General features: G+C 44.6%; 29 protein-coding genes. 5 read left to right on the top strand and 24 right to left on the bottom strand.

The window, feature by feature from the left end; genetic code table 11:
• The 3 genes from H9L42_RS16840 to H9L42_RS14035 all read left to right on the top strand — a co-directional run.
• Positions 1 to 355: hypothetical protein (locus tag H9L42_RS16840; RefSeq protein WP_207734992.1), on the top strand; the 355-nt coding region annotated here is incomplete at its 5' end.
• Between the two features lie 45 nt (positions 356 to 400).
• Complete coding sequence (locus H9L42_RS14040; RefSeq protein WP_187304037.1) at positions 401 to 1,117, top strand: DUF421 domain-containing protein; 717 nt, start codon at positions 401 to 403, stop codon at positions 1,115 to 1,117.
• Positions 1,102 to 1,485, top strand: coding sequence for a DUF4363 family protein (locus H9L42_RS14035; RefSeq protein WP_187304036.1), 384 nt, complete (start codon positions 1,102 to 1,104; stop codon positions 1,483 to 1,485). Before H9L42_RS14040 ends, H9L42_RS14035 begins: the two co-directional genes overlap by 16 nt.
• 20 nt (positions 1,486 to 1,505) lie before the next feature.
• On the opposite strand, the gene H9L42_RS14030 is transcribed toward H9L42_RS14035, so the two are convergent.
• The 5 genes from H9L42_RS14030 to cls all read right to left on the bottom strand — a co-directional run bounded on the left by H9L42_RS14030 (position 1,506) and on the right by cls (position 6,854).
• A complete protein-coding gene (locus H9L42_RS14030; protein WP_187304035.1) occupies positions 1,506 to 1,748 on the bottom strand; it encodes an RNA-binding S4 domain-containing protein in 243 nt (80 codons plus the stop codon).
• Positions 1,749 to 1,805: 57 nt separating this feature from the next.
• Positions 1,806 to 2,084 carry an HU family DNA-binding protein gene (locus H9L42_RS14025; protein ID WP_187304034.1) on the bottom strand — a complete coding sequence of 93 codons (279 nt, stop codon included), beginning with the start codon at positions 2,082 to 2,084 and terminating at the stop codon, positions 1,806 to 1,808.
• A 206-nt stretch (positions 2,085 to 2,290) separates the two neighbouring features.
• Positions 2,291 to 3,937 carry a putative polysaccharide biosynthesis protein gene (locus H9L42_RS14020; RefSeq protein ID WP_187304033.1) on the bottom strand — a complete coding sequence of 549 codons (1,647 nt, stop codon included), beginning with the start codon at positions 3,935 to 3,937 and terminating at the stop codon, positions 2,291 to 2,293.
• 18 nt (positions 3,938 to 3,955) lie between these two features.
• Complete coding sequence (locus H9L42_RS14015) at positions 3,956 to 5,242, bottom strand: amidohydrolase (RefSeq protein ID WP_187304032.1); 1,287 nt, start codon at positions 5,240 to 5,242, stop codon at positions 3,956 to 3,958.
• Between the two features lie 64 nt (positions 5,243 to 5,306).
• Positions 5,307 to 6,854 carry a cardiolipin synthase gene (gene cls / locus H9L42_RS14010; protein ID WP_187304031.1) on the bottom strand — a complete coding sequence of 516 codons (1,548 nt, stop codon included), beginning with the start codon at positions 6,852 to 6,854 and terminating at the stop codon, positions 5,307 to 5,309.
• Positions 6,855 to 7,020: 166 nt separating this feature from the next.
• Here cls and H9L42_RS14005 point away from each other — a divergent pair, with 166 nt between their 5' ends.
• Positions 7,021 to 7,512 carry a stage V sporulation T C-terminal domain-containing protein gene (locus H9L42_RS14005; RefSeq protein WP_187304030.1) on the top strand — a complete coding sequence of 164 codons (492 nt, stop codon included), beginning with the start codon at positions 7,021 to 7,023 and terminating at the stop codon, positions 7,510 to 7,512.
• Between the two features lie 174 nt (positions 7,513 to 7,686).
• Here the strand turns inward: H9L42_RS14005 and pduL are convergent, their stop codons facing one another.
• The 13 genes from pduL to H9L42_RS13940 form a co-directional block, all read right to left on the bottom strand.
• Positions 7,687 to 8,259 (bottom strand): phosphate propanoyltransferase, encoded by a 573-nt coding sequence (pduL, locus tag H9L42_RS14000; protein ID WP_187304029.1) that lies wholly within the window; start codon positions 8,257 to 8,259, stop codon positions 7,687 to 7,689.
• Positions 8,260 to 8,327: 68 nt separating this feature from the next.
• Positions 8,328 to 8,855 (bottom strand): hypoxanthine phosphoribosyltransferase, encoded by a 528-nt coding sequence (hpt, locus tag H9L42_RS13995; RefSeq protein ID WP_187304028.1) that lies wholly within the window; start codon positions 8,853 to 8,855, stop codon positions 8,328 to 8,330.
• Between the two features lie 5 nt (positions 8,856 to 8,860).
• The gene (locus H9L42_RS13990) at positions 8,861 to 9,199 is read right to left on the bottom strand and encodes a YkvA family protein (RefSeq protein WP_187304027.1); all 339 of its coding nucleotides are present in this window, start codon (positions 9,197 to 9,199) and stop codon (positions 8,861 to 8,863) included.
• Entirely contained in the window at positions 9,200 to 9,787 is a 588-nt protein-coding gene (yihA, locus tag H9L42_RS13985) for a ribosome biogenesis GTP-binding protein YihA/YsxC (RefSeq protein ID WP_187304026.1), read from the bottom strand.
• On the bottom strand, positions 9,784 to 12,192 hold the full coding sequence (gene lon / locus H9L42_RS13980) for an endopeptidase La (RefSeq protein WP_187304025.1): 2,409 nt from the start codon (positions 12,190 to 12,192) through the stop codon (positions 9,784 to 9,786). Before lon ends, yihA begins: the two co-directional genes overlap by 4 nt.
• Before the next feature lie 84 nt (positions 12,193 to 12,276).
• Positions 12,277 to 13,551, bottom strand: coding sequence for an ATP-dependent Clp protease ATP-binding subunit ClpX (gene clpX / locus H9L42_RS13975; RefSeq protein ID WP_187304024.1), 1,275 nt, complete (start codon positions 13,549 to 13,551; stop codon positions 12,277 to 12,279).
• Positions 13,552 to 13,566: 15 nt separating this feature from the next.
• Positions 13,567 to 14,148 (bottom strand): ATP-dependent Clp endopeptidase proteolytic subunit ClpP, encoded by a 582-nt coding sequence (gene clpP, locus H9L42_RS13970; protein WP_187304041.1) that lies wholly within the window; start codon positions 14,146 to 14,148, stop codon positions 13,567 to 13,569.
• 112 nt (positions 14,149 to 14,260) lie between these two features.
• Entirely contained in the window at positions 14,261 to 15,544 is a 1,284-nt protein-coding gene (tig, locus tag H9L42_RS13965) for a trigger factor (RefSeq protein WP_187304023.1), read from the bottom strand.
• A 153-nt stretch (positions 15,545 to 15,697) separates the two neighbouring features.
• Complete coding sequence (locus H9L42_RS13960; protein ID WP_187304022.1) at positions 15,698 to 16,312, bottom strand: CYTH domain-containing protein; 615 nt, start codon at positions 16,310 to 16,312, stop codon at positions 15,698 to 15,700.
• A gap of 100 nt (positions 16,313 to 16,412) precedes the next feature.
• Positions 16,413 to 16,856 carry a hypothetical protein gene (locus tag H9L42_RS13955; protein WP_187304021.1) on the bottom strand — a complete coding sequence of 148 codons (444 nt, stop codon included), beginning with the start codon at positions 16,854 to 16,856 and terminating at the stop codon, positions 16,413 to 16,415.
• Between the two features lie 12 nt (positions 16,857 to 16,868).
• The gene (locus H9L42_RS13950) at positions 16,869 to 17,126 is read right to left on the bottom strand and encodes a hypothetical protein (protein ID WP_187304020.1); all 258 of its coding nucleotides are present in this window, start codon (positions 17,124 to 17,126) and stop codon (positions 16,869 to 16,871) included.
• A gap of 236 nt (positions 17,127 to 17,362) precedes the next feature.
• The gene (locus H9L42_RS13945) at positions 17,363 to 17,809 is read right to left on the bottom strand and encodes a hypothetical protein (protein ID WP_187304019.1); all 447 of its coding nucleotides are present in this window, start codon (positions 17,807 to 17,809) and stop codon (positions 17,363 to 17,365) included.
• 13 nt (positions 17,810 to 17,822) lie between these two features.
• Positions 17,823 to 18,794, bottom strand: a complete 972-nt coding sequence (locus H9L42_RS13940; RefSeq protein ID WP_187304018.1) for an amidase domain-containing protein — start codon at positions 18,792 to 18,794, stop codon at positions 17,823 to 17,825.
• Between the two features lie 283 nt (positions 18,795 to 19,077).
• Between H9L42_RS13940 and H9L42_RS13935 the strand changes: the two genes are divergently transcribed.
• A complete protein-coding gene (locus H9L42_RS13935) occupies positions 19,078 to 19,545 on the top strand; it encodes a hypothetical protein (protein ID WP_187304017.1) in 468 nt (155 codons plus the stop codon).
• A 64-nt stretch (positions 19,546 to 19,609) separates the two neighbouring features.
• On the opposite strand, the gene H9L42_RS13930 is transcribed toward H9L42_RS13935, so the two are convergent.
• The 6 genes from H9L42_RS13930 to H9L42_RS13905 all read right to left on the bottom strand — a co-directional run bounded on the left by H9L42_RS13930 (position 19,610) and on the right by H9L42_RS13905 (position 25,942).
• Positions 19,610 to 20,326 carry a hypothetical protein gene (locus tag H9L42_RS13930; RefSeq protein ID WP_187304016.1) on the bottom strand — a complete coding sequence of 239 codons (717 nt, stop codon included), beginning with the start codon at positions 20,324 to 20,326 and terminating at the stop codon, positions 19,610 to 19,612.
• 9 nt (positions 20,327 to 20,335) lie between these two features.
• Positions 20,336 to 20,884: an RNA polymerase sigma factor gene (locus H9L42_RS13925; protein ID WP_187304015.1), complete on the bottom strand. Its 549-nt coding sequence runs from the start codon at positions 20,882 to 20,884 to the stop codon at positions 20,336 to 20,338.
• A gap of 217 nt (positions 20,885 to 21,101) precedes the next feature.
• On the bottom strand, positions 21,102 to 22,046 hold the full coding sequence (gene arcC, locus H9L42_RS13920; protein WP_187304014.1) for a carbamate kinase: 945 nt from the start codon (positions 22,044 to 22,046) through the stop codon (positions 21,102 to 21,104).
• A 24-nt stretch (positions 22,047 to 22,070) separates the two neighbouring features.
• Positions 22,071 to 23,291 carry an arginine deiminase gene (arcA, locus tag H9L42_RS13915; protein WP_187304013.1) on the bottom strand — a complete coding sequence of 407 codons (1,221 nt, stop codon included), beginning with the start codon at positions 23,289 to 23,291 and terminating at the stop codon, positions 22,071 to 22,073.
• 32 nt (positions 23,292 to 23,323) lie between these two features.
• A complete protein-coding gene (argF, locus tag H9L42_RS13910) occupies positions 23,324 to 24,319 on the bottom strand; it encodes an ornithine carbamoyltransferase (RefSeq protein ID WP_187304012.1) in 996 nt (331 codons plus the stop codon).
• A 132-nt stretch (positions 24,320 to 24,451) separates the two neighbouring features.
• A complete protein-coding gene (locus H9L42_RS13905) occupies positions 24,452 to 25,942 on the bottom strand; it encodes an aminotransferase-like domain-containing protein (RefSeq protein WP_187304011.1) in 1,491 nt (496 codons plus the stop codon).

Raw genomic sequence — 25,942 nt, 5'->3', positions numbered from 1 at the left:
TTTTTTGGAATTTCCGGAAACGTTCAAGTTGTTTTCTTCTTGTCCGTCTTCCTTCCATCTCCCGGAAGCCTCTCGACTCCCGTTCGCTGGATTTCTATGCTATGAAATTTTCATGGTTCGCATCCCTTTCGGGATTTCTTCGCCCGCTCTTGGCGAGCTTTTTTATTCTATCTCATTTCAGGCTGTTTGTCAAGAACTTTTTTCCCTTTTTTTCAGCCCCTCTCGCCGCTCCCGCGGCCTCTCTGAGACAGCTTGTTTATATTACCAGATCCCCTCCTCCTTGTCAATCCCTTTTCCTCTCTTTTTTGATAAACCTAAAAGCCTTGATGTAATTACTTCGAATATCTCAAAATAATTAGGGGAACAATACAAGATATATGTTTTATGGAGGTGAATGCAGTTGCTAATTATTTTAGTCCGCACTATCATTCTTTATCTTCTTGTTTTGTTTACAATTCGGATTATGGGAAAATCCGAACTATCAAAAATGTCTCCCTTTCAGCTTGTCGTCATTTTTATGATTGCGGAACTGGCGGCGATCCCCATTGAAGCATCAGAAGCGTCTCTTATTAATGGAGCCATTGGAATTTTCACCCTGACTTTTCTCCAGGTGTTAATTTCGACTATTTCTATTAAAAGTGAACGGTTTAAAAATTTCATCAACGGAAAACCCAGTATCTTAATTGAAAATGGGGAAATCAACGAAAAAGAATTAAAAAATCTTCGTATTTCTTTAAACGATCTGATGGAACAGCTTCGCCTGGGAAACGCTCCCGCTCTGTCTGAAGTAGAGTTTGCCGTTATGGAGTCAAACGGCGATCTTTCTATTATCCCAAAAGCGGGAAAAAAACCTCTCACAGCGGAGGACTTGTCCATCCAAAAGCAGCCGGAAACGATGCCCCTCATTCTCATTTCTGACGGAGTGCTATATCGTCAAAATCTTCATTCGTTAGGATGGGATGAGGACTTTCTCAAAAGTCAGCTTTCCGCTCTTAATCTCCATTCTTACAAAGAAGTGTTCTTTGCCTTTAATGATGAAAAGAAAAAACTACACATTTACGTTTCTACTCCAGACAAGAGAAAAGCAAAGGAGGTAAGCTTATGCGCAACTTCATAATTTCCGCACTCTGCCTGGGGATTTTAATCGGAGGCTGGAGCATCTTCGCTGTTTATTCTAACGACAAAATCAATGACTTACAAATACAGCTTACTAGTGGCGTTATAGCAGCTGTGGAAGATGGCCGTTGGAAAGATGCTGACGCCTCGTTTTCCTATTTTTCGAAAGACTGGAGTCAGTATCGCAAGTCGGCGGCATTTTTTCTTAACACTCAGGAGTTGAACGAAGTGGACTGCACGATTGAGAAAACCGCTTACTATATCAAAGCTTTTGACTTGTCAAACGCTTCCGGCGAGCTTGCCAGTTTAAACGAGCAGCTGTTTTTTCTACACTATAATGAAACGCTTTCCGCGGAAAACATATTCTGATTCACAGACGCAGCCTTTCATTATTCAATAATCTCATACATGGTCGCTGCGTCTTCCTTTTTACTGGAATCCAGCAGTCTTAAAACCTTCGCTGTAACAACACTGTTTCCAAACTGTATCCGAATTACGTCCCCTTCCCGAACTTCCGTGCCCGGTTTTGCCACCTTGTCGTTGATTAAGATTCGTTCCTGTTCACACGCTTCTTTGGCAACGCTTCTTCTTTTAATCAACCTCGAATTTTTAAGAAATTTATCAATCCTCATATCTACCTCTGTAAAAAAATAAGGACAACTGGCGTTGTCCTTGGTTTATCTAATCGCTTATTTATTCACAGCATCCTTTAATGCTTTACCTGCTTTGAATACAGGAGCTTTTGATGCAGCAATATCGATAACTTCGCCTGGTTTTCTAGGGTTTCTTCCCTGTCTGGCCTTTCTGTCGCGGGTTTCGAAGGTACCAAATCCGATTAACTGTACTTTTTCCCCTTTCACCAGAGCTTCCTCAATGGTTCCGACAAATGCATTCACTGCAGCCTCTGCGTCTTTCTTTGTACACCCTGTTTTTTCTGCTACTGCAGCTACCAATTCAGCCTTGTTCATCAATAAATCCTCCTTAAATATTAATTGTACTGATCAAGCGGTTGTCTTCACTCTGCTTGTTACAAGCGTTTGAACGTTACATCTCTATTTTAGTTCCCCACTTTCTCTCTGTCGTCTATTGTCCCATTTTTCAATGGTTTTGTCAACAGTTTTAACCTAGTTTGGGAAAAAAAGCATGCCTGTGCCGTTCTATTATGATTATATGCTTATTTTATAAATTTATCCAGAATCCGAACAATCTTTTCTCCTTTCGGCATTCTCGAAATTTCGTCTTTTGTAATCGTCCTAGTAAGCAGAACCATTACTGCGTAAACAATAATGGCAAAAAGGATCGCGAGAACCGTCGCCATTCTGCTGCCGTTTAACAACGCGAAGAGAAGTTGATAGCTTCCCCACGCGCACACTGCCATCACCAGAGATGAAATAAAGGGTTTTACAGCAGTTGCTACAAAGTCAAAATAGGTTCCTGTATATTTTCTCACTGCAAGAATATTAAGAATCGAAGCAATCAGGTATGCGGTAACGGTTCCTGCCGCCGCGCCAAGTACGTTGATTGCCGGAATTCCTGTCAAAACCCATGTAATCGCAATTTTGGCGATTACGCCAACAGCTAGATTTCGTACAGGAATCATCTGCTTTCCAATTCCCTGCAATACACCGGTAAGGGTCTGCACCGTAGAAAGGAACACAACACCGATGGACATTACCATGAGCGCAGGAGCTGCTCCGATGGCGCTGGCCTGTTGCGATGGATATAAAAGTACCAAAATCGGTTCAGCTAGAGCGAAAAGTCCCAAAGCGCAAGGCAACCCGAGAATAACCGACATTCTCAGTCCATACTGCACATTTTCTCTCAAATATGGCAAATCTCTCTGCTTAAAGGCAGCCGCCACCAATGGTACCAGACTCATAGCAACTGCCTGTGTCAGAACCTGTGGAAAATTAATCAGCGAACCGGCAAAAGAGCTGAGCTGCCCATACATATTTTCCGCGACCGCGCGCTCCAACCCGCTCTCCATCAAACGCCGTACAACAATCGCTACATCAATAAGATTAACAATTGGCATAATGCAAGCGCCAATTGTAATAGGCAGCGCGATGACGATGATCTTCTTTAAAATGGTTCGGCTGCTCTCTCTGGCGCTACGAGGTCCACCTTTCCGTTCTCTGGCAATTCGGTTCTTAATCTTACCCTTGCTCCGGAAATATACAATCAGCATTACCAAAAGCCCACCGACAGCACCCGCCGCTGCTCCCAGCGTTGCGCCTGCCGCGCCGATTTCTTTTGGATCAAATCGGCTGGCCGCCCCCAATTCTAAAGCTCCATGGTAAAGGAAATACGCAAGACTGAGCCCTACAACAACACGGAATACCTGTTCAACTACCTGTGAAACCGCGGTTGGCGTCATTTCCTGCATCCCCTGAAAATATCCCCGATATGAAGCCATCAGCGGCACAAAAATCAGTGCCGGGGAAATCGCTCTCATAGACATGGCTGCTCCCGGTACATTGGAAGCCTGCGCTAAAATTTCCGCGCCAAAGAACACAATAATAAAAGAACCCACCCCGATAGCCATCATCAATGCCCTGGAAATTTTGAAAACATGGTGCGCTTCCCGGAACTGCCCAAAACTTACCCGTTCAGAAACCATTCTGGAAATGGCAACCGGAATACCTGCTGTTGCCAGAGTCAGAAAAAAGTTATATACATAATAAGCCGGATTATAATAGGCCATTCCATCCGCACCGATCATATTTCCTAACGGAATTTTAAAAATGGCTCCCAACACTTTAACCAGCAATCCGGCTACCGCCAATACTGCCGCTCCCTGAATAAACGATTTTTTTGCCATAATTCCTCCTACGCCAACTTAAAGAGCCTGCAGAATTTTTTTTGCTGCCCGCTCGGTTTCATAAACTGCCCGTTCCAGATCAATCGTAAAGTATTTTCCATTCTCATAAAGGATCTTTCCATCCGCCATAGTAAGAACAACATCGCTTCCGGAGGCAGAATAAACCAGATTATTGATCAGACTATGAACCGGATGCATATGAGGACCGCTGATATCCAGAACGATCAGATCCGCTTTCTTGCCGCGTGCCAACACACCGGTATCGGACCTCCCTTGTGACTGAGCGCCTGAGGAAGTTGCCGCCCGGAGTGCCTGCTTTGGCGTTACCGCGGTTGGATCTTTCACTCTTTCTTTTGCCGCTGTCGCGAAATACTTCATTTCCTCAATATAATTCAAACTGTTATTGCTGGCAACGCTGTCCGTCCCCAAGGACACATTAATTCCCATGTCCAGAAGTTTTGGAACGTTGCAGACTCCGCTAGCCAGTTTCATATTGCTCACCGGATTTGAAGCGACTGTTACGCCTTTTTCTTTCAGAATCTCAAAATCCTCCCCTTCTATCCAGACACAATGAGCCGCCGTAGTCGGCGTATCAAACAGGCCCAAGCGGTTAAAGTACGCTGCCGGTGTCATGCCGTGTCGTGCCTTACATTCTTCATGCTCACTCTGGGTCTCCGAAAGATGAACATGCATATTTGCCCCAATAGAAAATGTATACTCCGCCATTTGGCGTACAATTTTTGATGTGGAAGTATATTCGGCATGGATGCTCATATCCACTTTAATTCTTCCGCCTTCCGCGTTATGATATGTTTCAAACAGAGATTTCATTTCCTTAGCGCTCTCCAACTCCCACAGCTCTGAGTCGTCAAAGCAGGTAATCGAGCGTGAAAGGTTATTCTTTGTTCCACTCTCCGCAATCGCCCGTACCATGTCTTCGGAGAAATAATACATATCTGTGGTAGAAACGATTCCAAAACGGACAGACTCCGCCATAGCCAACATCGTTGCCCAATAAACGGCGTCTCCTGTTAATTTTGCCTCGAAAGGAAAAATCTTTTTATTCAGCCAGTCCTGCAAAGCCATATTCTCCCCATATCCGCGCATCAACGCCATGGGTGAATGGGCATGGGTATTTACAAAACCACTCATAAGGAGCTTCCCTGTTCCGTCATAAACTCGCCCGAACCCTCGTTTCGGAGCCTCTTTACTAATATAAGTAATTTTTTCTCCGTCTATTCCAACATACATATTTTCTTCAATCTCAAAGCTCTCATTTAGGATCGAAATATTTTTAAAAAGCATTTTTTCCTCCTTTTGAAATCATTCAATGTCAGCTATTATATCACAAATAAATGGGAATACAACCCTACATCAAAGGTGCTATAAGACGCAGAATCCTTCCGGCCAGCTTTTTAAATACATTATAATTCCGGCAATCTTCCTTTGTGATTTTCTGACATTTTTCTAGTGTCCGCTGAAAGTCCTTTTCTATCACTTTGATTGCCTGATTCCGGAATAGGTATACAGCATCCTCAAAATGGAGATATAGACTTCGAAAATCCAGATTAATCGTACCTACAACGGCCTTTTCATCATCGCTTGTAAATACTTTCGCGTGAACAAAACCCGGCGTATACTCATAAATTCGCACGCCTTCATCAATCAACTGCCCGTAGTAGGTTCTCGCCAGAAGATAAGCATAAATTTTATCAGGAATATGTGGCATTATAATGATAACTTCCACCCCTCTTTTGACTGCATATGTCAATGCTGTAATCATTTCTTCGTCTAAAATCAAATAGGGAGTCATAATATGCACATATTTCTTCGCGCTGTACAAGACATCCATGTAAACACGTTCTCCCACATTCTCATTGTCGTAAGGACTATCTCCATAGGGAGTTACATATCCTCCGCCCCACAATCTGGTTTCCATCTGGAAATCGTAACGCATATATGGCTCAATAGGGGTCGGCATAGTCTCGCGAATATCCCACATCTGCAGAAACATCAGGGTAAAGCTGCGCACCGCTTCTCCCCGCAGCATAACAGCGGTGTCCTTCCAGTGACCAAACCGCTCAATTTCGTTGATATATTCATCGGCAAGATTGACGCCGCCGGTAAATGCCGTATGTCCGTCAATAACCAATACCTTTCTATGATCCCTGTTATTCTGGTGCGTTGACAGGAACGGAGTGATCGGGGCAAAAACTTTGCACTGAATTCCCAACGCTTTCATCTTCCGCGGATAGTTCGGAGGAAGCAGACTCAAGGAACAGGTTCCATCATACATGAAACGGACTTCCACCCCTTCTTTTACTTTCTGTTCAAGAATTTCGAGTACAGTGTCCCACATAACACCTTTGTCTACAATAAAATATTCCAAAAAAATAAATTCTTTGGCCTCTCTCAGTTGACGCACCATTTCTTCAAATTTTTCCTCTCCTGAAGAGAAATAGCGGATTTGAGTATTTCGGTAGGTCGGATATTTTCCGCTGTCATGAATATACCTGGCGAGACCTGCCGCCTCTGGAGCTTCTTCTTCCAACGCTTCCAGCACATAAGGATCCTGCGTCAGATATGGTGCCTGTTCTTCCAGCGCCGCTTCTATCCGAATACCGATAAAGCGGGTTCCCGGTTGAACCCGGGTAAACAGATAAAAGATGACGCCAAAAAAGGGCGCAAAAAGAATCAGTATAATCCATGTGATTTTAAAACTAGAATTTTGTCTTGCATTGAGAATATAGAGCAGAATTATCAATGAGATAAAGCCCAGAAGATAGTTAAAAATAAAAACATATTTATCCAGAAGAACGAATCCTCCCACTAATGCCACTACCTGGACGAGGAGCATCAGAATCAGAATTGTCGTTCTTCCAAACAGCAGTTTCCATAAACCTCTGATTTTTCGCATTTTATTCTCCATTTTTTCAGATTCCATATAAGCATGTTACTATTTCCGCCTGCAAATGTCAAAGTTTTTAGGCTTATTTTTCTTGCAAAGGCAGTATATTTCACTTATTTTCGCAAAGACTAAGTTGCGAGGGAAAAAGAAAACAAGGAAGAAAGGATTTAAACTTATGAAAGCAACAGGAATTGTAAGAAGGATCGACGATCTGGGGCGGGTCGTAATTCCCAAGGAAATACGACGAGTCCTCCGCATCCGTGAGGGAGATCCTCTTGAAATCTATACCAGCAGCAGCGGAGAAGTGATTCTAAAAAAATATTCTCCCATCAACGAACTTGGACAGTTTGCCGGCGAATATGCGGAAACCGCGTCTTCCATCTTGGGGAGCACCGTAATCGTTTCGGATACGGATCAGATTGTCGCAGCCTCCGGAGCCGGGAAATCGGACTACATGGATAAAAAGGTAGATTACGAGCTGGATAAAATTATCCAGAGCAAAACCAGCCACCAAGAGGCAGGAAAAATTATCGTTCCAATTTTATCCCATGGAGACGCTATCGGCTCCATCACAATTCTTCCAAAGCAGGATCGCAGTCTCGGTGAAGTAGAGTTCAAAGCTGCGGAAATCGGAGCTTCATTTCTCGCAAAGCAGATGGAGCATTAAATCCGGCAATCTCTTATCCTCCAATAAAAATGCGCTGCATGCTCGTCCTCGGACGGGACGACAGCGTATTTTGTTGTATCCGCTTTTTAACGGATCACAAAAACAGACGAGTCAGCTTCTCTCTTCCCCGTCTGTTTCGTAATGATTTATAAATAGTAATCTCCGATTTAGCGACTAGTCAAGAATTTCCGCAACCGTATTTGGTCCGCAGCCTGCCGCGTTTCCTTCGTCTGTATCCAGATGGAATTCTCTCTCGTGCTTTTCACCGGCGCGAACCAGCACATTATCGAACACCAGACCTCTTTCTCCTTCGATCTTTACGCTTACCACGTCTTTATCCTTAAGGCCCGCTTCAATGGCCTGTTCCGGATTCAGATGCACATGTCTCAGAGCGATGATTACGCCATGATCCAGTTCCACTTCACCGCATGGCCCGATGATCTTACAGCCGGGAGTTCCTTCCAGCTTTCCGGATTCTCTTACCGGAGCCTTGATACCGATCGTTCTGGCATCTGTAGCTGCCAGTTCCACCTGGGTTTCCGGCCTTGCGGGTCCCAGAACGCGAATGCCTTTCAGTGTCGCTTTTGGTCCTACGATATCTACCTTTTCTTCGCAGGCAAACTGTCCGGGCTGAACCAGATCCTTGGTCGGAGTCAGCTTGTGGCCTTTTCCGAACAGGATTTCAATATCCTCTTCCTTCAGATGAAGGTGCTTGTTTGATAAACCGACTTGTACTTTGTAACCCATTTTTATGTATCTCCTTTTATCTTATAAAAAATAACTGACTTGTCCGGCTCCAATCCCACAAATATGTTTTATTCTTCCAGAAAACTGATATACGGAAGATTGCGGTATTTTTGATCAAAATCCAGTCCGTATCCGACGATAAATTTATCTTCCACCTCAAAGCCGATATAATCCACTTCGATCTCCACTCTTCTGCCGGAAGGTTTGTCCAGCAGCGTGCAGATGCGGACGCTCTTTGTGTTTCTGTTTTCCAGATAATGCTTCAGATAATTCAGGGTTGTTCCCGAATCGACAATATCTTCCACAATAATAACATTTTTTCCTTCAATGTCGGAATCCAGGTCTTTTACAATTTTCACTACACCCGAAGACTTTGTGGATGCTCCGTAACTGCTGACCGCCATAAAATCAATGGTCATATCCAGATCCACATGCTTCATGATGTCACCCATCCACAGAACCGCGCCCCGTAAAATTCCAATGAGCACAATCTCTTCACCCTCATAATCGCGCGTGATCTGCGCTCCGAGCTCTTCCGCTCTTTTCGTGATCTGCTCCTGGGTGATCATGATTTCTCCTACCACATCTCTTGCCATGTCCGTTACTCCCTGTTTTTCTTATTTCTGTCCCTAACTTCATATTCTACATCATCTATCACAGTTTTTCCACGGTATTTTTTCGATAAATCGACTTCTTTTCCTCCCAGCCAGTATTTATCCAGCTCTTCCCGCAGATGCCAGAGGATCCAGATCCATAAAATCAGATCATCCACCCAGGCGATGGGGAACAAAATCGGAGGAATCAGATCCACCGGAAGGAACAGATAGATAATGCCCGCAATAATCAAAGCCTTCTTTCGCTTTGGCACAGATCGATCCTTCATCATAAAACGGATGGCTTTTATTCGTTTGAAGATTACTCGAAAACCAAGAAACTGCATCTACCCCTCCAGCAGGGCTTCCATTTCAGAAAGAAGGTCTTCCTGCCCGGTCCGCTTCAGGGAAGAAACCGGGATTACCCTGTCCTCCTGTGACAGATTTAACGTACCGCGGATCTGACGGATACACTTCTGCATCTCATTTCGTGACACCTTATCCGCCTTTGTCGCTACTACAAGCCCATCCAGACCATAATGCCGCAGGTACTGATACATTTCCACATCCTGTCTGGAAGGAGCATGACGAATATCCACAAGCTGAATGACCTTCACCAGTCCCTGCCTGCTCTGAAAATAGGTTTCCATCATACTTCCCCAGCTTTCTGTGACAGATTTGGAAACTTTCGCGTACCCGTATCCCGGCAGATCCACAATACGGAAAGAATCGTTGATCCGGTAAAAGTTGATGGTTCTGGTCTTTCCCGGACTTCCGCTGACTCTCGCCAGATTTTTTCGGTTTGTCAGCAGATTAAGCAGGGAGGACTTCCCCACATTGGATCGTCCCGCAAAGGCGATCTCTTTCAGACTGTCCTCCGGATATTGATTTTTTCTGGCTGCAATCGCTTCCAGTTCCGCTTTTTTTACAATCATTTTTCTTCCTTTACGAGAGCCTGTTCCAGTGCCTCATCCACAGTGTGAAGCAGAACGAACTCCATCTGTTTGCGAACATTCTTCGGAATATCTTCAATGTCCCGTTCATTTTCCGCAGGAAGCAGAACTTTTTTGATTCCCGCTCTGTGCGCGGCCAGAACCTTTTCACGGATTCCGCCTACCGGAAGGACCTTGCCTCTCAGGGTAATTTCTCCGGTCATGGCGATGTCCTTTCGTACCGGCGTATCCGTCAAAGTGGAAATAATCGCCGTACACATGGTTACGCCCGCGGATGGTCCGTCTTTGGGAACCGCTCCCTCCGGAATATGAATATGCAGATCCTTTTCTTTGTAGAAATTCGGATCGATTCCAAGCTTATCCGCGATGGAACGGATATAACTGATTCCGGCTTTGGCGCTTTCCTGCATAACTTCGCCCAGCTGCCCGGTAAGAACCAGTTTTCCGCTTCCCGGGACGACCGTCGTTTCTATGAACAGCGTATCGCCGCCTACAATAGTCCAGGCAAGGCCGGTCGTTACGCCTACTTCCGCCTCTCCGGTAATGATATCATAGCGAAAACGCTTTTTGCCCAAATAATTTTCCAGATTCTTCTCTGTAATACGGAACTGTGTTTTCTTTCCGCTGACCATCTTTCTGGCTACTTTCCTGCAGATATTGGCAATTTCTCTCTCCAGATTGCGGACACCGGATTCCCGCGTATAATAATTGATCAAATCCCTCAGCGCCCGTTCGGAGAAATGAATATTGTCCTCTTTCAGGCCGTGCTCTTTCACTTTCTTTGGAATCAGATAATCCTGCGCGATCTTCACCTTTTCCTCTTCTGTATATCCCGCTACATTGATCACCTCCATACGATCCAGCAACGGTCTTGGGATGGTATCAATGGTATTTGCGGTTGTAATAAACATCACCTTGGAAAGATCAAAAGGAACTTCCAGGTAATGATCCGTAAATTCTTTATTCTGCTCCGGATCCAGCACTTCTAAAAGAGCGGACGCCGGATCGCCTTTGAAGTCGGCTCCGATTTTATCCACTTCATCAAAGAGGAATACCGGATTTTTGCTTCCCGCATCCTTAATGGAAGTAATGATACGCCCCGGAATCGCTCCGATATAGGTTCGGCGATGTCCTCGGATTTCCGCTTCATCGCGCACGCCGCCCAGAGACATTCTTACAAAATCCCGGTTAATCGCTCTGGCGACGGAACGGGCAATAGAGGTTTTTCCGACTCCCGGAGGGCCGACAAGACAAAGAATCGGGCCTTTAAGGCTTTTCGAAAGATGGATCACCGCCAGATATTCCAGCACTCTTTCTTTCACCTTTTCCAGTCCGTGATGATCCTCGTTCAGAATTTTTTCCGCCTTAGCCAGATCAATATTGCCTTTCTTTTCTTTTCGCCACGGCAAAGCCAAAATAGTCTCAATATAGGTTCGGCTTACGGAAGCTTCCGCGCTGGCAGGCTGCATCTTTCCAAACCTCTTGATTTCTTTTTCTACTTTCTCGTGGATTTTCTTGTCCAGTTTCAGTTTATTAAGCTGCTGGATCCAGTCATCCACTTCATCCTCTACATCTTCGTCGATCCCCAATTCTTCTTGAATCGCGCGCATCTGTTCCCTCAGATAGTATTCTCTCTGATTTTTACCCATCTGGGATTTGACTTTCGTCGTAATATCCTGCTCAATGTTCAGGATTTCAATTTCTCTGACTAAATATTCGTTTAAAATCTCCAGGCGCTTATCAATATCCAGGGTTTCCAGCAGAGTCTGCTTTTCTTCAACTTTAATATCCATATGGGATCCGATGAGATCCGCGAATCGCCCCGGTTCCTCAATTCCCGCTACAGTCGGCAGAATTTCCGGCGCCAGCTTTTGATTGACAGCCAGGTATTCATCAAAGTTATTCAATATAGAACGCATCAGAGCTTCGGTTTTCGGCGTCAGTTCTTCCGGTTCATCATCTTCCAGCTTGGTAACGGTGCATTTGAAATATGGCACTTCAAAAAGAATCTCATCGATCCTGCCTCTGCAGATTCCTTCCACCAGAACACGAATGGAATCTCCCGGCAGCTTCAGCATCTGCTTGATCTTTCCAATCGTTCCAATATGATAAAAATCTTCCGGCGTAGGAAGATCCGTATTTTCATCCTTCTGTGCCGCGAGAAAAATATATTGGTTCATAATCATCGCTTTTTCCAACGCGTTAATCGATTTCTCCCTTCCGATATCGAAATGCAGCACCATATTAGGGAAAACAGAAAGTCCCCGCAGCGGAATCATCGGCAGATCCATTACCTGTTCATCCTCAAAATTAAATTCTTCTTTCTCTATGTTCTCAGCATCTTCTTTTTTGTCGATTTCATCGTTTCTGTTGTTTTCATCTGTCATTGTCTGTCCTCCTGATCTCTAAAGTATCGTGCGAACAACCCATTCTCATTTAAAAGGCAGGGCGGCTCAAAAGCCGCCCCGTTCTTATGCAGTCTCATCGTGCGCCTTTGCCTTGCTCTGATCAACCAGCAGCAGTTTCGGCTCGATTTCTTTATCTATTGTTTCCTTTGTAATGACACATTTTTCCACGTCATCTCTTGACGGGATTTCGTACATAATATCCGTCATCACATCTTCCATAATGCCCCTCAGTCCTCTGGCGCCTGTTTTCCGTTCAATCGCCTTTTCCGCGATCCGTTCGATGGCGCTGTCTTCCACTTCAAGCTCCACATCATCGAGCGCGAACAGTTTTTTATATTGCTTAAGGATGGCGTTTTTCGGTTCTGTAATAATCCGCACCAAGGCGTCTTTTGACAGCTCTTCCAGAGTTACGATAACTGGAAGACGCCCGATAAATTCCGGAATCAGTCCATATTTCAAAAGATCCTCCGGTTGGATGTGCTTCAGAATTTCCGATTCTTCTACTTTGGAGAGTTTGATTTCCGAATTAAATCCTATGGTTTTTTCGCCCATTCTACGCTGAATCACTTTATCCAGTCCGTCAAACGCCCCTCCGCAGATGAACAGTACATTCGTTGTGTCAAACTGAAGGAATTCCTGGTGCGGGTGCTTCCTGCCTCCCTGCGGAGGAACGCTGGCTACCGTTCCCTCCAGGATTTTCAGAAGCGCCTGCTGTACCCCTTCCCCGCTTACATCCCTTGTGATGGACGGGTTATCGGACTTTCTGGCGATCTTATCAATCTCATCCACATAAATGATTCCCTTCTGGGCTTTCTCTATATCGTAATCTGCAGCCTGAATCAGCTTCAACAGAATATTTTCCACATCTTCTCCTACATATCCGGCCTCGGTAAGAGCCGTAGCGTCGGCAATGGCAAAAGGCACATTCAGAATCTTTGCCAACGTCTGCGCAAGCAGGGTTTTCCCGGAACCCGTCGGTCCGATCATGACGATGTTGCTCTTCTGAAGCTCTACATCGTCACCCGCTACTTTTGGGTTGTTAATTCTTTTATAATGATTATATACCGCCACAGCCAAGGCTTTTTTGGCTTCTTCCTGCCCGATCACATAGTCGTCCAGGATTTCCGCGATTTCTTTTGGCTTCGGTAGTCTGTAGCTGCTGCCCTGAGGCGCGTGCTTGGCGCTCGCCCGTTCTTCATCCGCAATAATATCCTGGCACAATCCCACACATTCATTGCATATATATACTCCCGAACCGCTAATCAGACGTTTTACCTGACTCTGTGGCTTTCCACAGAAGGAGCATTTTAACTCTCTGTTTTCATCATACTTTGTCATGAATAACCCCCTGTATTATCTGGATGCGACAACTTTATCAATCAGCCCGTAAGAAGCCGCCTCCTGCGCACCCATAAAGTTATCTCTATCCGTATCCTTTTCAATTTGTTCAAGCGGCTGCCCTGTATTATCGCTGAGGATACGGTTTAATTTTTCCCTAGTCTTCAGGATCCACTCCGCGTGAATCTTGATATCTTCGGCCTGGCCGTTTACACCGCCCAGAGGCTGGTGAATCATGATTTCCGCATTAGGCAGCGCGTAACGCTTGCCTTTCGCTCCCGAGGAAAGCAGGAACGCACCCATACTGGCAGCCATTCCGATGCAGATAGTGGATACATCCGGTTTGATATACTGCATAGTATCATAGATCGCCATACCTGCTGTTACCGATCCGCCCGGACTGTTGATATAAATACAGATATCTTTATCCGGATCTTCGGCTTCGAGGAACAAAAGCTGCGCTACTACAAGGCTTGCCAGATGTTCATCGATCTGTTCTCCTATAAAAATAATCCGATCCTTTAGCAGTCTCGAGTAAATATCGTAGGAACGTTCTCCTCTGCTTGTCTGTTCAATTACATAAGGAACTAATGCCATTTGCGTAAAATCCTCGCTTTCTTCTTTATCATAACGGGATGAAAAGTCTTTTTTATACAGACTTTCCATCCCATTATCATTATTCACATATTTTAGGCTCTTCAAACATAGTTTATTTGATTACTGCCTGATCATACATGAAATCGAGCGCTTTCTGAATACGAACGTCTTTTTCCAGGTATCCCATATTCTGAACGCCCAGCATTTCCCGAATCTTGTCGGCATCCAGTTTGTACTGGATCGCCATCAGTTCCAGCTGTTTGTTCAGGTCTTCTTCGCTGGCCTGAATGTTTTCCGCGTCCGCGACCGCGCTTACCAGCATTCTGGTCTTTACTTTCTTGTACGCTTCGTCTCTCAGTTCTTCTCTGAATTCTTCCGGTTTTCTTCCCAGATATTCAAAGTACTGTTCCAGGTTCATGCCCTGCATTCTGAGCTGCTGATCGAATTCGTTCATTTCGCTCGTAATCTGATCTTCTACCATTACGTTCGGAATGTCGATGTCGTTCGCGTTGTAGATTTTCTCCAGAATCGCGTTTTTCATCTGGCTTTCCGCTCTGGCGGCCGCTGCCTTTTTCAGGTTTTCTTCTGTTTCCTTTCTCAGTTCGTCCAGAGTATCGCACTCGCTGACGTCTTTGGCGAAATCGTCGTTGAGTTCCGGCAGTTCTTCTTCTTTGACTTCATGAACCTTGCATTTGAAGACCGCGTCTTTTCCTGCCAGTTCTTCGGAATGGTACTGTTCCGGGAAGGTTACCTTCACATCTTTTTCATCGCCGGATTTTGTTCCGATGAGCTGTTCTTCAAAGCCCGGAATAAAGGTGCCGGATCCCAGCTTCAGCGGCTGGCGTTCGGCTGTTCCGCCGTCAAACTGCTTGTCGTCCGCCCAGCCTTCGTAATCAATGAGGACGGTATCCCCTTCCTTCGCCGGTCTGTCTACGACAACCATGCGGGAATTTCTTTTCCGCAGATTTTCCAGTTCTTTTTCTACGTCTTCCGCCGTTACTTCATCGCTGACCCGTTCGATTTCAACGCCCTTGTAATCCTTTACTTCGATTTCCGGATATACCGGAACGGTCAGTGTCACGGTAAAGCCCTGTCCCTTTTCCAGCTTTCCGAAATCCGCGTCCGGACGATCGATCACGTCCAGCTTCAGTTCGTCGACTGCCTTCGGATACGCGTCCGCAAACAGATCGTTGACCGCGTCTTCAAAGAAGATGCCTTCTCCGTAATGCTTTTCGATAATGCTGCGCGGAGCTTTGCCTTTTCTGAAGCCATTGATCTGGAACTTATTCTTGGAAGCCTGATAAGCTTTAATCTGCGCCTGTTCAAATTCTTCTGATGTAAATTCGATTGTAAATTTCACATCATTGTTTTCTTTTGAGATAAATGTCGCCTTCATTAATTTATATCCTCCTAAATCATCAACACATAGTGCATTTTATTATACCGCTTTTCTATTAAAAAGTAAAGAAACAATCAAAAAAGGAGCCGTTTATTGCCCAAATTTGTGCTCAAACCGTCCCTTTTTGTTTTATATCCTGTAAAATTACGTTCATCTTTGCCCTAAAAGCAGCAAACCTCTGTAAAATTTGCTCTGCTTTTCGGATACCAGTCCGTACTTTTCCGCCAGTCTGTCTCCGACGCTTAGAAAGTCCTCCTGTTCTCCGGAGAACATTTCGATCTCCACTTCACAGATAGGGCTGGTGCCTTTCTCCGTTACGATCGTTCCATTGTCGATGGAAACCTCCAGAAGGCTCTTCTGGGTGTCGATCCGGAATCTGCGCCGCTCGATGCGCATGTCCATAATCGGATGAAGGGCCTTGCCGTCGATGATCCGCATCAGGTCGCCGCCGACATCGCTTTCCTCAAAGGTAACGGGGTTCGGCTTGGCGTCTTTTACCGGAATATTGATTTCTTCTCTTGTATGAAGGGCGCCTTCGTTTTTTCCGCCCCATTTCAGGCAGGCGATGAGATTGTCGTCCTCGCAGCGGATCCGGTATGCCATATCGTTTCTGCTCAGATCGAAATCATCCGTATCAAAATAGGTCGCCTTCATAAACACCGTCTGTCTGGTCTGAGGCTCTTCCATCTTTTTCAGGTCCTCATCCTCCCAGATACGGGCAGCTGTCTCTTTGCTGTCAATCGCGTACTTTAATTCAATTTCCATAAGATTTCCTTTTTCAATTGTAAAAACTACTTCATTACCGCAAAAAGCAGGTACAGACAGCATGATACCATTTTATCGGAGAAATAGCAAGGAAAAGTTTTCAGATGGTTTCTAAAGCTTCAAAATCCGGAATTTCAGGCTGAATATCGCCAAAACAATCCTCTCCGCCGTATTGTTCTATTAAGTCGGCAAATTCTTTTTTATGGTTTTCCTCTATATAATAACAGTATTCGTGAAATACAGCGATCAGTACCGTTTCTTTCTGCTGATAAAACACAAGATCGTAACCGGTCTCAAGAAACGAACGATACTCTTTGAAAATACCGGCTACCTTCGCGTTAAGTTCATAATGATTTAATTTTACATTCCCCCGGCCAGAACATCCCGGATAGTTCCTTTTCCATTCGGAAAATAAATAATACGGCGCCAGCCGTTTCAATAAAGATCTGTCCTCATATCCGTTCTGATCAAGCGCAAGCATCACGCTGTCACTGCATGTCCGCAGTCTTTCCAAAAGGGCGTCATGAAGGAGTTGTTCGTTCATCCGGTTCACCTCTCATTCTTTTTTGTCATAAATGGATACATCCCGCTGACATCCCTTCGGAACGATTTCGTTTTTTATCGCTGTTTTATATTCCTGATAAATATCATAGGCGTAGCTTGCGGTTCTTATGTTTACCGGCAGCGCGTCCGGATCGATCTTTGAGATATTTTTTCTGGTTTCTTTTTCGCCGGAAAGCAGCATACATCCAATTATCACTCCCGCAATCAGCAGAAGAACTGCAGCGGCAATAAAAAATGATTTCTTAGTCATAGCCAATCCCCCCTATTCGGAACGCACTTTATTTCCCCACAGATCGACTGATAATAAGAAAATCAGTCCATAGGCAAGACCGCCAAGGATTTCATAATCGGTCGGCCGCCAGATTCCCAGGTTTTCTTTTTTGTATTCATGACAGGTTCTCCTTTTTTGAACTCACATTGCCCAAACAATTATTGCCGAAAGCATCCTCGAATGCTGATTTTCGAGGATGCTAATTGAATGAGTCGTTATTGTAAAATGAGCGTTGTCTTTTGTTCCCCGGAATCCTGTGTTTGTGAAATTGTCACCTCGACTTTTTTTGGTTTTTCTTCACTATAGGATAACATAAGACAATCACACTGTTTGTATGATTTCATTAAAATCAGTTTTTGTTTGAAAGAAGGCTGTTCTGATCCCGTTGAACCGAATTTCTCATGTTCATATACAATTTCGCCATCTGAGACAACAGAAACGAAGACATCTTTCAATATGTCCTCTTCTCCATTATAGAAAAGAAACCCTTCCCACCAGCCGCTATCATAGGTTTTTATTAAACAGACACTCCACTCTCCATTTTTGCTTTCTGCATAGGAGACAGTCGCTCTTTCGCAGCACCAATATCCCACTGCCCCTGCAACTAGGATTCCAATACAAAGAAGCTTAACGATTGTTCCCCTGTTTCGTAAAATTTTCATCCTTATCTACTCCTCAAAACTTAAGCGCTCTGTATGCAACTGCTGTAGAGATCTTCGATATTGGTTGATCCAAACTTGGTTTTGAATGTCCACAATATGTTCTTGCCCCTTTCTCTCCACCAGTAATGATAATAGAGTGGAACCATTTTCCCTTTCCATTTTTCAATTGCACAACATTCCCTAACACCACACCATTTTGCAATTTTTTCTTTGTTGAATATTGAACTGTTTTCACTCCATGTTGCTTCCAGTAAGTATAAAAATCTCCCACATTAATGAAGGAAGAACTCTCACGATATGTAAAGGATTCTCTACCATTTGGAAAACGAACGCTATACCAATAATTCGTAGTCTTCTTTATAAGTGGTAATGTCCCAGATGGCTTTTTCATAGTTTTTCCACCTGCAAACACACATTGAGATACAAAATTTGTACAATCAGCGGTATGCCGACCATATGCCCGATTCCAATCTTTTGCCCACTTCTTTGCATATGCTACTGCTTTGTTATTACTATATGCCGAATAAGGTACTAGCTGTGATGAATTTTCATTTTCTAAAATAGCATCTAATCTTTCTTGCTGAACAGCTTCCAATTTTACAGTTTCAATTTTTTTCTGCTTTTCTTTATCTAACAGTATTTTTATTTCATCACCATTTCCCACCGTTTTGCTTTCAACCATGCCTCCGCTACTAATTTGATCAAGATATTCACTTGCATAAATCTTTATTTCTTCATACTGTGGATGCTTTTCAAGCATTTTTTCGTCTTCAAACATAAGTAAATCCACCAAGAAGTCAACATACTGTTCACTACCTATCTGGATTTCTGGATGATATTTTTGTAAGTATACTGTAAGCTCATTTTCTGCATCTCCAACTGTCATCTCTACAGATTCATTAGATGCAACAGCAAAAGCAAATGATGGAATCCCAATTGACAGACATAATCCTAGCATTAATATCAATCTCAATTTCCTTTTCATATTTTTCTCCTTCATCTCACAATTCCGTTTCTAAAAGACATCTCGTACTGTAACGAATTCTTTCAAGGTTTCAGAGTTCCCTTGCAATCATACTGCACCACTTCCCTTCTTTGACATGTTATAGAAAAACAATACACAATTTTTTATCCTTCATCCATTGATGATATTCATTCACTGTATTTATCTATTAACGCAAATCCTGAAAGAATGTTGCAAATAATCGAATTTTTTGCAACAAAATAGTTTTTTTATCGTTGATCAAATACAAAGGAGGATTTATACAATGAAAAAGCAACTACTATCTGTGTCTTTGGCAATCGCTGTTTTGGTTATACAGCCAGCAGTACCAGCTTTTGCGAAAGAGCAGCCTTCCATCAAAACAGAACAATCTTGTGATACTATAGAAACTGATACCAGGATTACCGTAAATCCACAAAAAATTACTGCTGGCACATTATCTTTTAATCGGCGTTCTGATTCGTTGGGGGTTGGCACGCTACAGGTCATTTCATCAACCACTCCATCTTCTATGAAAGCGACGATACGACTTCAAGTGAAAAAAAATGGAACCTCGACTTATAAAAATGCTTCAACTGCATCTGTCACCGCAAAAGTAACAAATAAAAAAACGTTAACCAAATCATTTTCATTTAAAATTTCAACGGCAAAAAAATATCGAGTAAAGGCTACAGTCGTAGAAACGATTAATGGGAATACGGTAACATCTACATTCTATAAGAAACTGTCTTAAATAATGGAAAAAGTACGGAAAGCATTTTGCCTGTTGCACAATCCTTCCGTACTTCTCTTATGTTTTATTCTAAATTTTCAGCAATCTTCTGCAGATCCAAATCTTTTATTCCTGTAGCTGATATTTGAACTGCACTATGGCTGAAAAATACGGTACATCCCTTCGTATCCGTAATCACATCTTCCCACATGGAAATCGTTCTGTCCGATAATTTAATCGTTTCTCCATCACCTGCTCCCATCGCGTCTGCGTTACTGTCAATTGGGATCTGTACAATTAAAAGCTCTTTTCTCTTGCGTTCATAATGATACGTAACTGTATAATAATGATCAGTTGTTTGTTCTACCACTATCTTTTGAAATTGATACCCCTTTGGAATATAGTCCGGTTGTTTCAGATCGGTGATCACCTGCTGGAGTTCTGGCAGCAAATCCGGATCTGTAATTTCCCAGGTCTCCTCTATTTCAGAGGAGTCTTCAGTTTCTGTAACAATGACACCGGAATTCCAGGTAAACATTCGTTTCTGAATATGATCTTTGATCGCATCCACATATCCATTTCCTATGAAGAGAGCTGTTGCGGACGAACTTAAGATAATAATCATAAGAATTGCCGCAACTCGAAACGCTTTTTTATAGGTTCGTCTTGGCAACGATACTATCACATCCTTTTGCAGAAAGCTTCGATCAAGTTCGGGTACCTTACAATTGTCTTCCTCATACATTTTTTGAAATTGTTCGTAGAATCGTTTTTCCTGTGTTGTCCATTGTTTCTCGTCCATCGCAATCCCCTACCTATCCATTTCCAGAAAAATTGTTTTTAACTTACTTAATCCGCGTGCAATAATAGAACGTGTTGTGCTGTAATTCAGATTCAAAATTTCTGCAATTTCCTGGTGGCTTTTTCCTCCAAAATACCGCAAACGAATGGGAACGGAATACTTCGTATCCAACAAATCCAACGCCTTCCTCAATCGCTTTAAATCTTCATTTTTAATCAAGATTTCAAGTGCGTCTTCCGTAAGTTTTGCGGATTTATCTTCATCCAATAGTTTGTCATTATTTGTATATAAATACTCTTTTGATACACATCTTAAAAACGTAATATATTCGTTATAAGCCACCCGAAACATCCACTGTTTTTTATAATCAACAGAAATCAGTTTTTCTCTGTTAATCCACGCTTTTTCCATTGTTATTTGCGATATATTTTCAGCCAGATGGCAGTCACAGCCAAGATGAAGCAGATATTTATATACGTCTCCATATAGTGGGATCACGGTCGCTTCAAATATTTCCTTAATTTGTTTTTCGTTTGTATGCTTTTTATTTCTATTCATTTTCTAATATCCTAATAATGTGTATTTATAATTTTAATGCACACTACCAGAGTTGTAAATAGAGAATCGCAGCCATCTACAATTCTCTATTTACTAACGCAGATCAGACGTAAATGTTGCAAAATATAATCCTTCACCCTCAAACAAAAAGCCCCGCGCGGGCGTTTCAGCCTTTGCGGGGCGTTTTAGACAATCGTGTATTTTCCTGCCTGCGCCTTTAATTAAAGGTCAGGACGGTTCCTGTTTTTCCCTCCAGGGCTTCCACGGCCTTGTCCAGGGATGTGATAATTGCCCGTTTCTGCGGGAAGGCGCGGACGAATTTCATAGCCGCTTCCACTTTCGGGAGCATACTTCCCGGCGGGAAATGGCCTTCTTCTACATATTCCGCCGCTTCGGCCAGGGAAATGTGATCCAGTTCCTGCTGGTTCGGCTTGTTGAAGTTAAGGGCGACTTTTTCCACTTCCGTCAGGATCATGAGGATGTCCGCGTCCACCTGTTCGGCTAACAACTCCGCGGCAAAATCCTTGTCAATGACTGCCGCGGTTCCTTCCAGGGTTCCATTGGGCTTTTCAATGACCGGAATTCCGCCGCCTCCGCAGGTAATGACAATGGCGTGATCCCACAGTTCTTTGACCGCGTCGATCTCCACGATTTTCCGCGGCAGCGGGGACGCTACCACTCTCCGGTAGCCGCGTCCGGAATCCTCCCGCATGATATAGCCCTTCTCTTTTTCCAGCTGCTTTGCCTCAGCCTCTGAATAAAAGGGACCGATAGGTTTGGTAGGATTTTTAAAGGCCGGATCGTTTGCCTCCACAATCATCTGGGTAGCTACCGTCACCACTGGAATGTTGCGGTTCGTCTTATTAAGGGCATACTTCAGACACTGCTGGATATGGTAGCCGATATATCCCTGAGACATGGCGCCGCAGACGTCAAAAGGCATAGGCGGGGTCACGTCCTTCGCCGCTTCGGAGGCCATGACAATGCGGCCTACCTGGGGTCCGTTGCCGTGAACGACCGCAATCTCATAACCGCTGCCGCTGATTTCCGCAATGTGTTCGCAGGTTTTGCGCACAACGGCAAGCTGCGCCTCCGCAGTAGGCTCTCCTTTTCCGGACTGCAGCGCGTTTCCGCCCAGGGCAATTACGATTTTTTCACTCATCGTTGTCCTCCTCGTTTCATACTGTTACAGATCGTCTCTGTTGACCGGGCAGCTCATACATCTGGGGCCGCCTCTTCCTCTGGAAAGCTCCGAGCTGGGCATCGTGATAACCTTGATACCTTTTTTCTCCAGAAGATCGTTGGTTACATAGTTTCTCTCGTAAGTGATAACAGTGGCAGGCGCAATCGCCAAAGTATTGGATCCATCGTTCCACTGCTCCCTCTGAGCAGCCATGGGATCGTCTCCTCCACAGCGAATCAGCTCTACAGCGGGAAGCTTCAATTCACTGCTGAGGATATCCTCCAGCTCTCCTTGAATACTTTCAAAGTGCGCCTTTCCATCTCCGCTCAGTGTAATTTCATAAATCTGCAGCGGTCCTTCAATTTCCGGATGGATGGTAAATTTGTCATAATCCACCATAGTAAAAACCGTGTCCAGATGCATAAAGGCTCTGCTCTTTGGAATGTCAAACACCAGGATCTTCTGAAAAGAAGATTCCTTCAGAATATTTTCCGCGAACCGCTCAATTCCTCCTGCTGTGGTTCTCTGGCTGAGACCGATTGCCACAATGTCCTTGGACAGAACCAGAACATCGCCGCCTTCAATGGAATATTCCTGGTCATAGTCATACCAGAGACGCGTTCCCTCCGGCGCGAAATCTTTATTATAACGATACATATAACGCAGCAGCAGGGCTTCTCTGCGCCTTGCCACGGTACTCATATGATGAACGTTTAATCCGTTCCCCACACAAGCTCCCGGGTCTCTTGTGAAATATAGGTTCGGCATCGGATCTGTATAATACGGATATCCGGAAGCGATATAGCTTGCCAGAGAGCCTTTATTTTTTACTGCTACTTCGTCTTTTTTGATTCCGGCAATCACCTTTTCCACCAGCTTTTTGGATGGCATGGAAAGGAGATAATCTCTTACCGCTTCCTGCGCTTCTTCCGAATAAATTCCGCTATCCGCTACAAAGTCATCGACAAACGCTTTTCGGATCTCATCTGTGCTCAGAGCTTTGGCTGTTTCATCGGCATAGTAGATAACTTCCACACCGTTTTCACGCAGAAGTTCCGCGAACCGGTCGTGTTCCTGCTGGGCAATTTTCAGATAGGGGATATCATCAAACAGCAGCCGTTCAAAATTATCGGGCACCAGCCCCTCAATCTCATTTCCCAATCTGTGCAGCAATACTTTATTCAGTTTTCCTATTTCAGAGTAATTGTTAATTCCGGGTTTCATAAACACCCTCCTCTCAGTTTCCTCTTACTAGTCTAACCAATTGTCGCTACAATAACAGCCTTAATTGTGTGCATTCTGTTTTCTGCCTCATCAAAGACTTTGGAGTGTTTGCTGCGGAATACTTCGTCGGTGACCTCGCGGATATCGTAACCTGCTTCTTTCTGCTCCCTGGCCATCTTGGTTTCAAAATCATGGAAAGACGGCAGGCAATGCAGGAAAATCACTTCCGGGTTTTCCGTAGCTTTGATCATGTCCATATCAATGCGGAATGGGGTCAGCAACTTAACACGTTCCGGAATTTCGGCTTCTTCTCCCATGGAAGCCCATACGTCGGAATACAGAACATCCGCCCCCTTTAAGGATGCCGGATCGCTGGAAACTTCGATTACCGCTCCGGTTTCCTTCGCGACTTCCTGTACCCTTGCCAGCACATCCTGATCCAGTTCTTTCGCCAGCACATCCGGACCGTAGGCTACATAATGCATTCCCATTTTCGCGCAGCCGTACATCCACGCGTAGCTCATATTGTTTCGAATATCTCCGCAGAATACCACTTTCACCCGATTCAGCGGTTTTGCGATATGTTCTTCGATCGTCATCAGGTCCGCCAGAATCTGTGTCGGGTGGTCAACGTCCGTCAGTCCGTTCCACACCGGAACGCCGGCATATTTGGCAAGATCTTCTACAACTGACTGTTCGTATCCTCTGTACTCAATGCCGTCATAAAAACGTCCCAGAACCTTGGCCGTATCTTCCAGGGATTCTTTCTTTCCCATCTGAGAACTTCCCGAATCGAGGAACGTTACGCCGGCGCCTTCGTCCATGCAGGCAACTTCAAAGGCACATCTTGTCCTCGTGGAGGTTTTTTCAAAAAGAAGAACTACATTCTTGCCTTTCAGGATCTGGTTGTTGATCCCCGCCCGTTTCTTTGATTTCAGGTCGTGGGCCAGATCCAGCATGTAACGGATTTCTTCCGGTGTAAAATCCATCAGTGTTAAAAAACTTCTACCCTTTAAATTTACTGCCATTTGTCTAATCTCCTTTTCATTCATAAAATTATTCTCAGAATTATTTTGCCTGTCTTTAACAAAATAATACTATATTTATCCTGAAACAGAAAGTACCAGTATATAGTTTTATCAATGTACCAGCTCTCTGTTTTACAGGGGTTTATCAAATAAATCCGATTCTTTCTGAATCTTCTGCATACATTCTTTTAAAATGCCCATTCCCTTTTCAATCTGCCGCTCCGACGCGTAGGAATAGTTGAGTCTTATGTAGTTTCCCCGCGGATTCTGATCCGGAAAGAACAGTTCCCCCGTAAGAAAGGACACGCCCTGCTTTTCCGCTTCTTTTCGAAGCCGGGAAATATCAACCGCGGAAGGGAGCCGCACCCACAGATAGACCCCTCCCCGCGGTTTTCGGAAGGACAGGGGAACCGATCCGGAGATCTCCTGCAGACACCGGCACATGCGATCCCTTTTTTCCTTATAAATACGGCGAAAGTCCTCCAGCTTGCGCACATACGTCCCCTCTTTCAGGAACTGGCAGGCCAGGTGCTGGGGCATCCACTCCAGGGTCACCAGCCGGACAGAAACCAGATTGCTCAGACTCTTTATGATTTCTCTGGGAGCGATCAGAAAGGAAATACCCACGCCCGGAACCATGGTCAGAGAGAAGGAATACATATAAATCACGTTTTCTCCCGGATCCATGGACTTCAGAGACGGAATCCGATCTCCCTCAAAAAATAGTTCCGAAGCTTCATCCTCTTCAATTAGAGGAACCCGGTACTGGTAGGAAAGCTCCAGAAGCCGTTTCTTCCGCTCCATGGACATGCCGATTCCGGTAGGATTGTGATAGCTGCTGTTGACATAAATAAATCTGGGCTTGTGCGTCTCAATAAGGGGTCCCAGATTTTCACAGATCATTCCCTCCTCATCCATGGGAATGGGGATAACTTTGCCGCCCGCCAGTTCGATCGCCCGGTAAACATCCGGCGAATTGCTTTCCTCGGTAAACACCTTGTCTCCCGGCGACAGCAAAATTGTCACTAAAAAGTCCAGAGCCTGGTTGTTTTCCGAAAAAATCTGAATCTGCCCCGGATTTGCCAAAATGCCTTTCGTCCGCATAAAACCCGCGATTTCCTGACGGAGCGCCGGGTCACCCTGATAGGGAGTATAAAAATAGGAGGGCCGATCCCCCGCGCTGATAATCCGCGCAAGGCAGTCCGCAATCTCCTTTGCACTGTATACCTCACCGGCGGCCATTCCCGCGGCAAAAGAAACGCGGCTTTCGGTCTGGGGTTTTGAAACATAATCTTCAAACGCGCTCTGCAGTTCCCGATACTCTTTTTTAATAAGTCCCTGCCAGTTAACCGCTTTTTTTCTCTGGCCGTTTCTCCCTGTCTCCTGCCTGCAGGCAACCCGATAGCCGACGCCCTGGTAAGAAGAAAGCAGACCGTCAGCCTTCAGCTCATTGTATGCCCGCACCACTGTATTTCGATGAACGCCCAGATCCTTTGCCAGAGTCCTCTCGGAAGGAAGCGCGTAACCGTCCGAGAGCCTTCCGCTGAGGATCTGCTCCTTCAGCTGAGAGCGGATCTGTATGTATACCGGCGTTTTTAAAGCCCGATCGATCTTCAGGTTCAT

It is taken from the genome of Zhenpiania hominis (genome assembly GCF_014333425.1).
Taxonomy (GTDB): Bacteria; Bacillota; Clostridia; order Peptostreptococcales; family Anaerovoracaceae; genus Hominibacterium; species Hominibacterium hominis.
The sequence above is the reverse complement of the archived record's forward strand: the minus strand, read 5'-3'. Positions and strand labels throughout refer to the sequence as shown.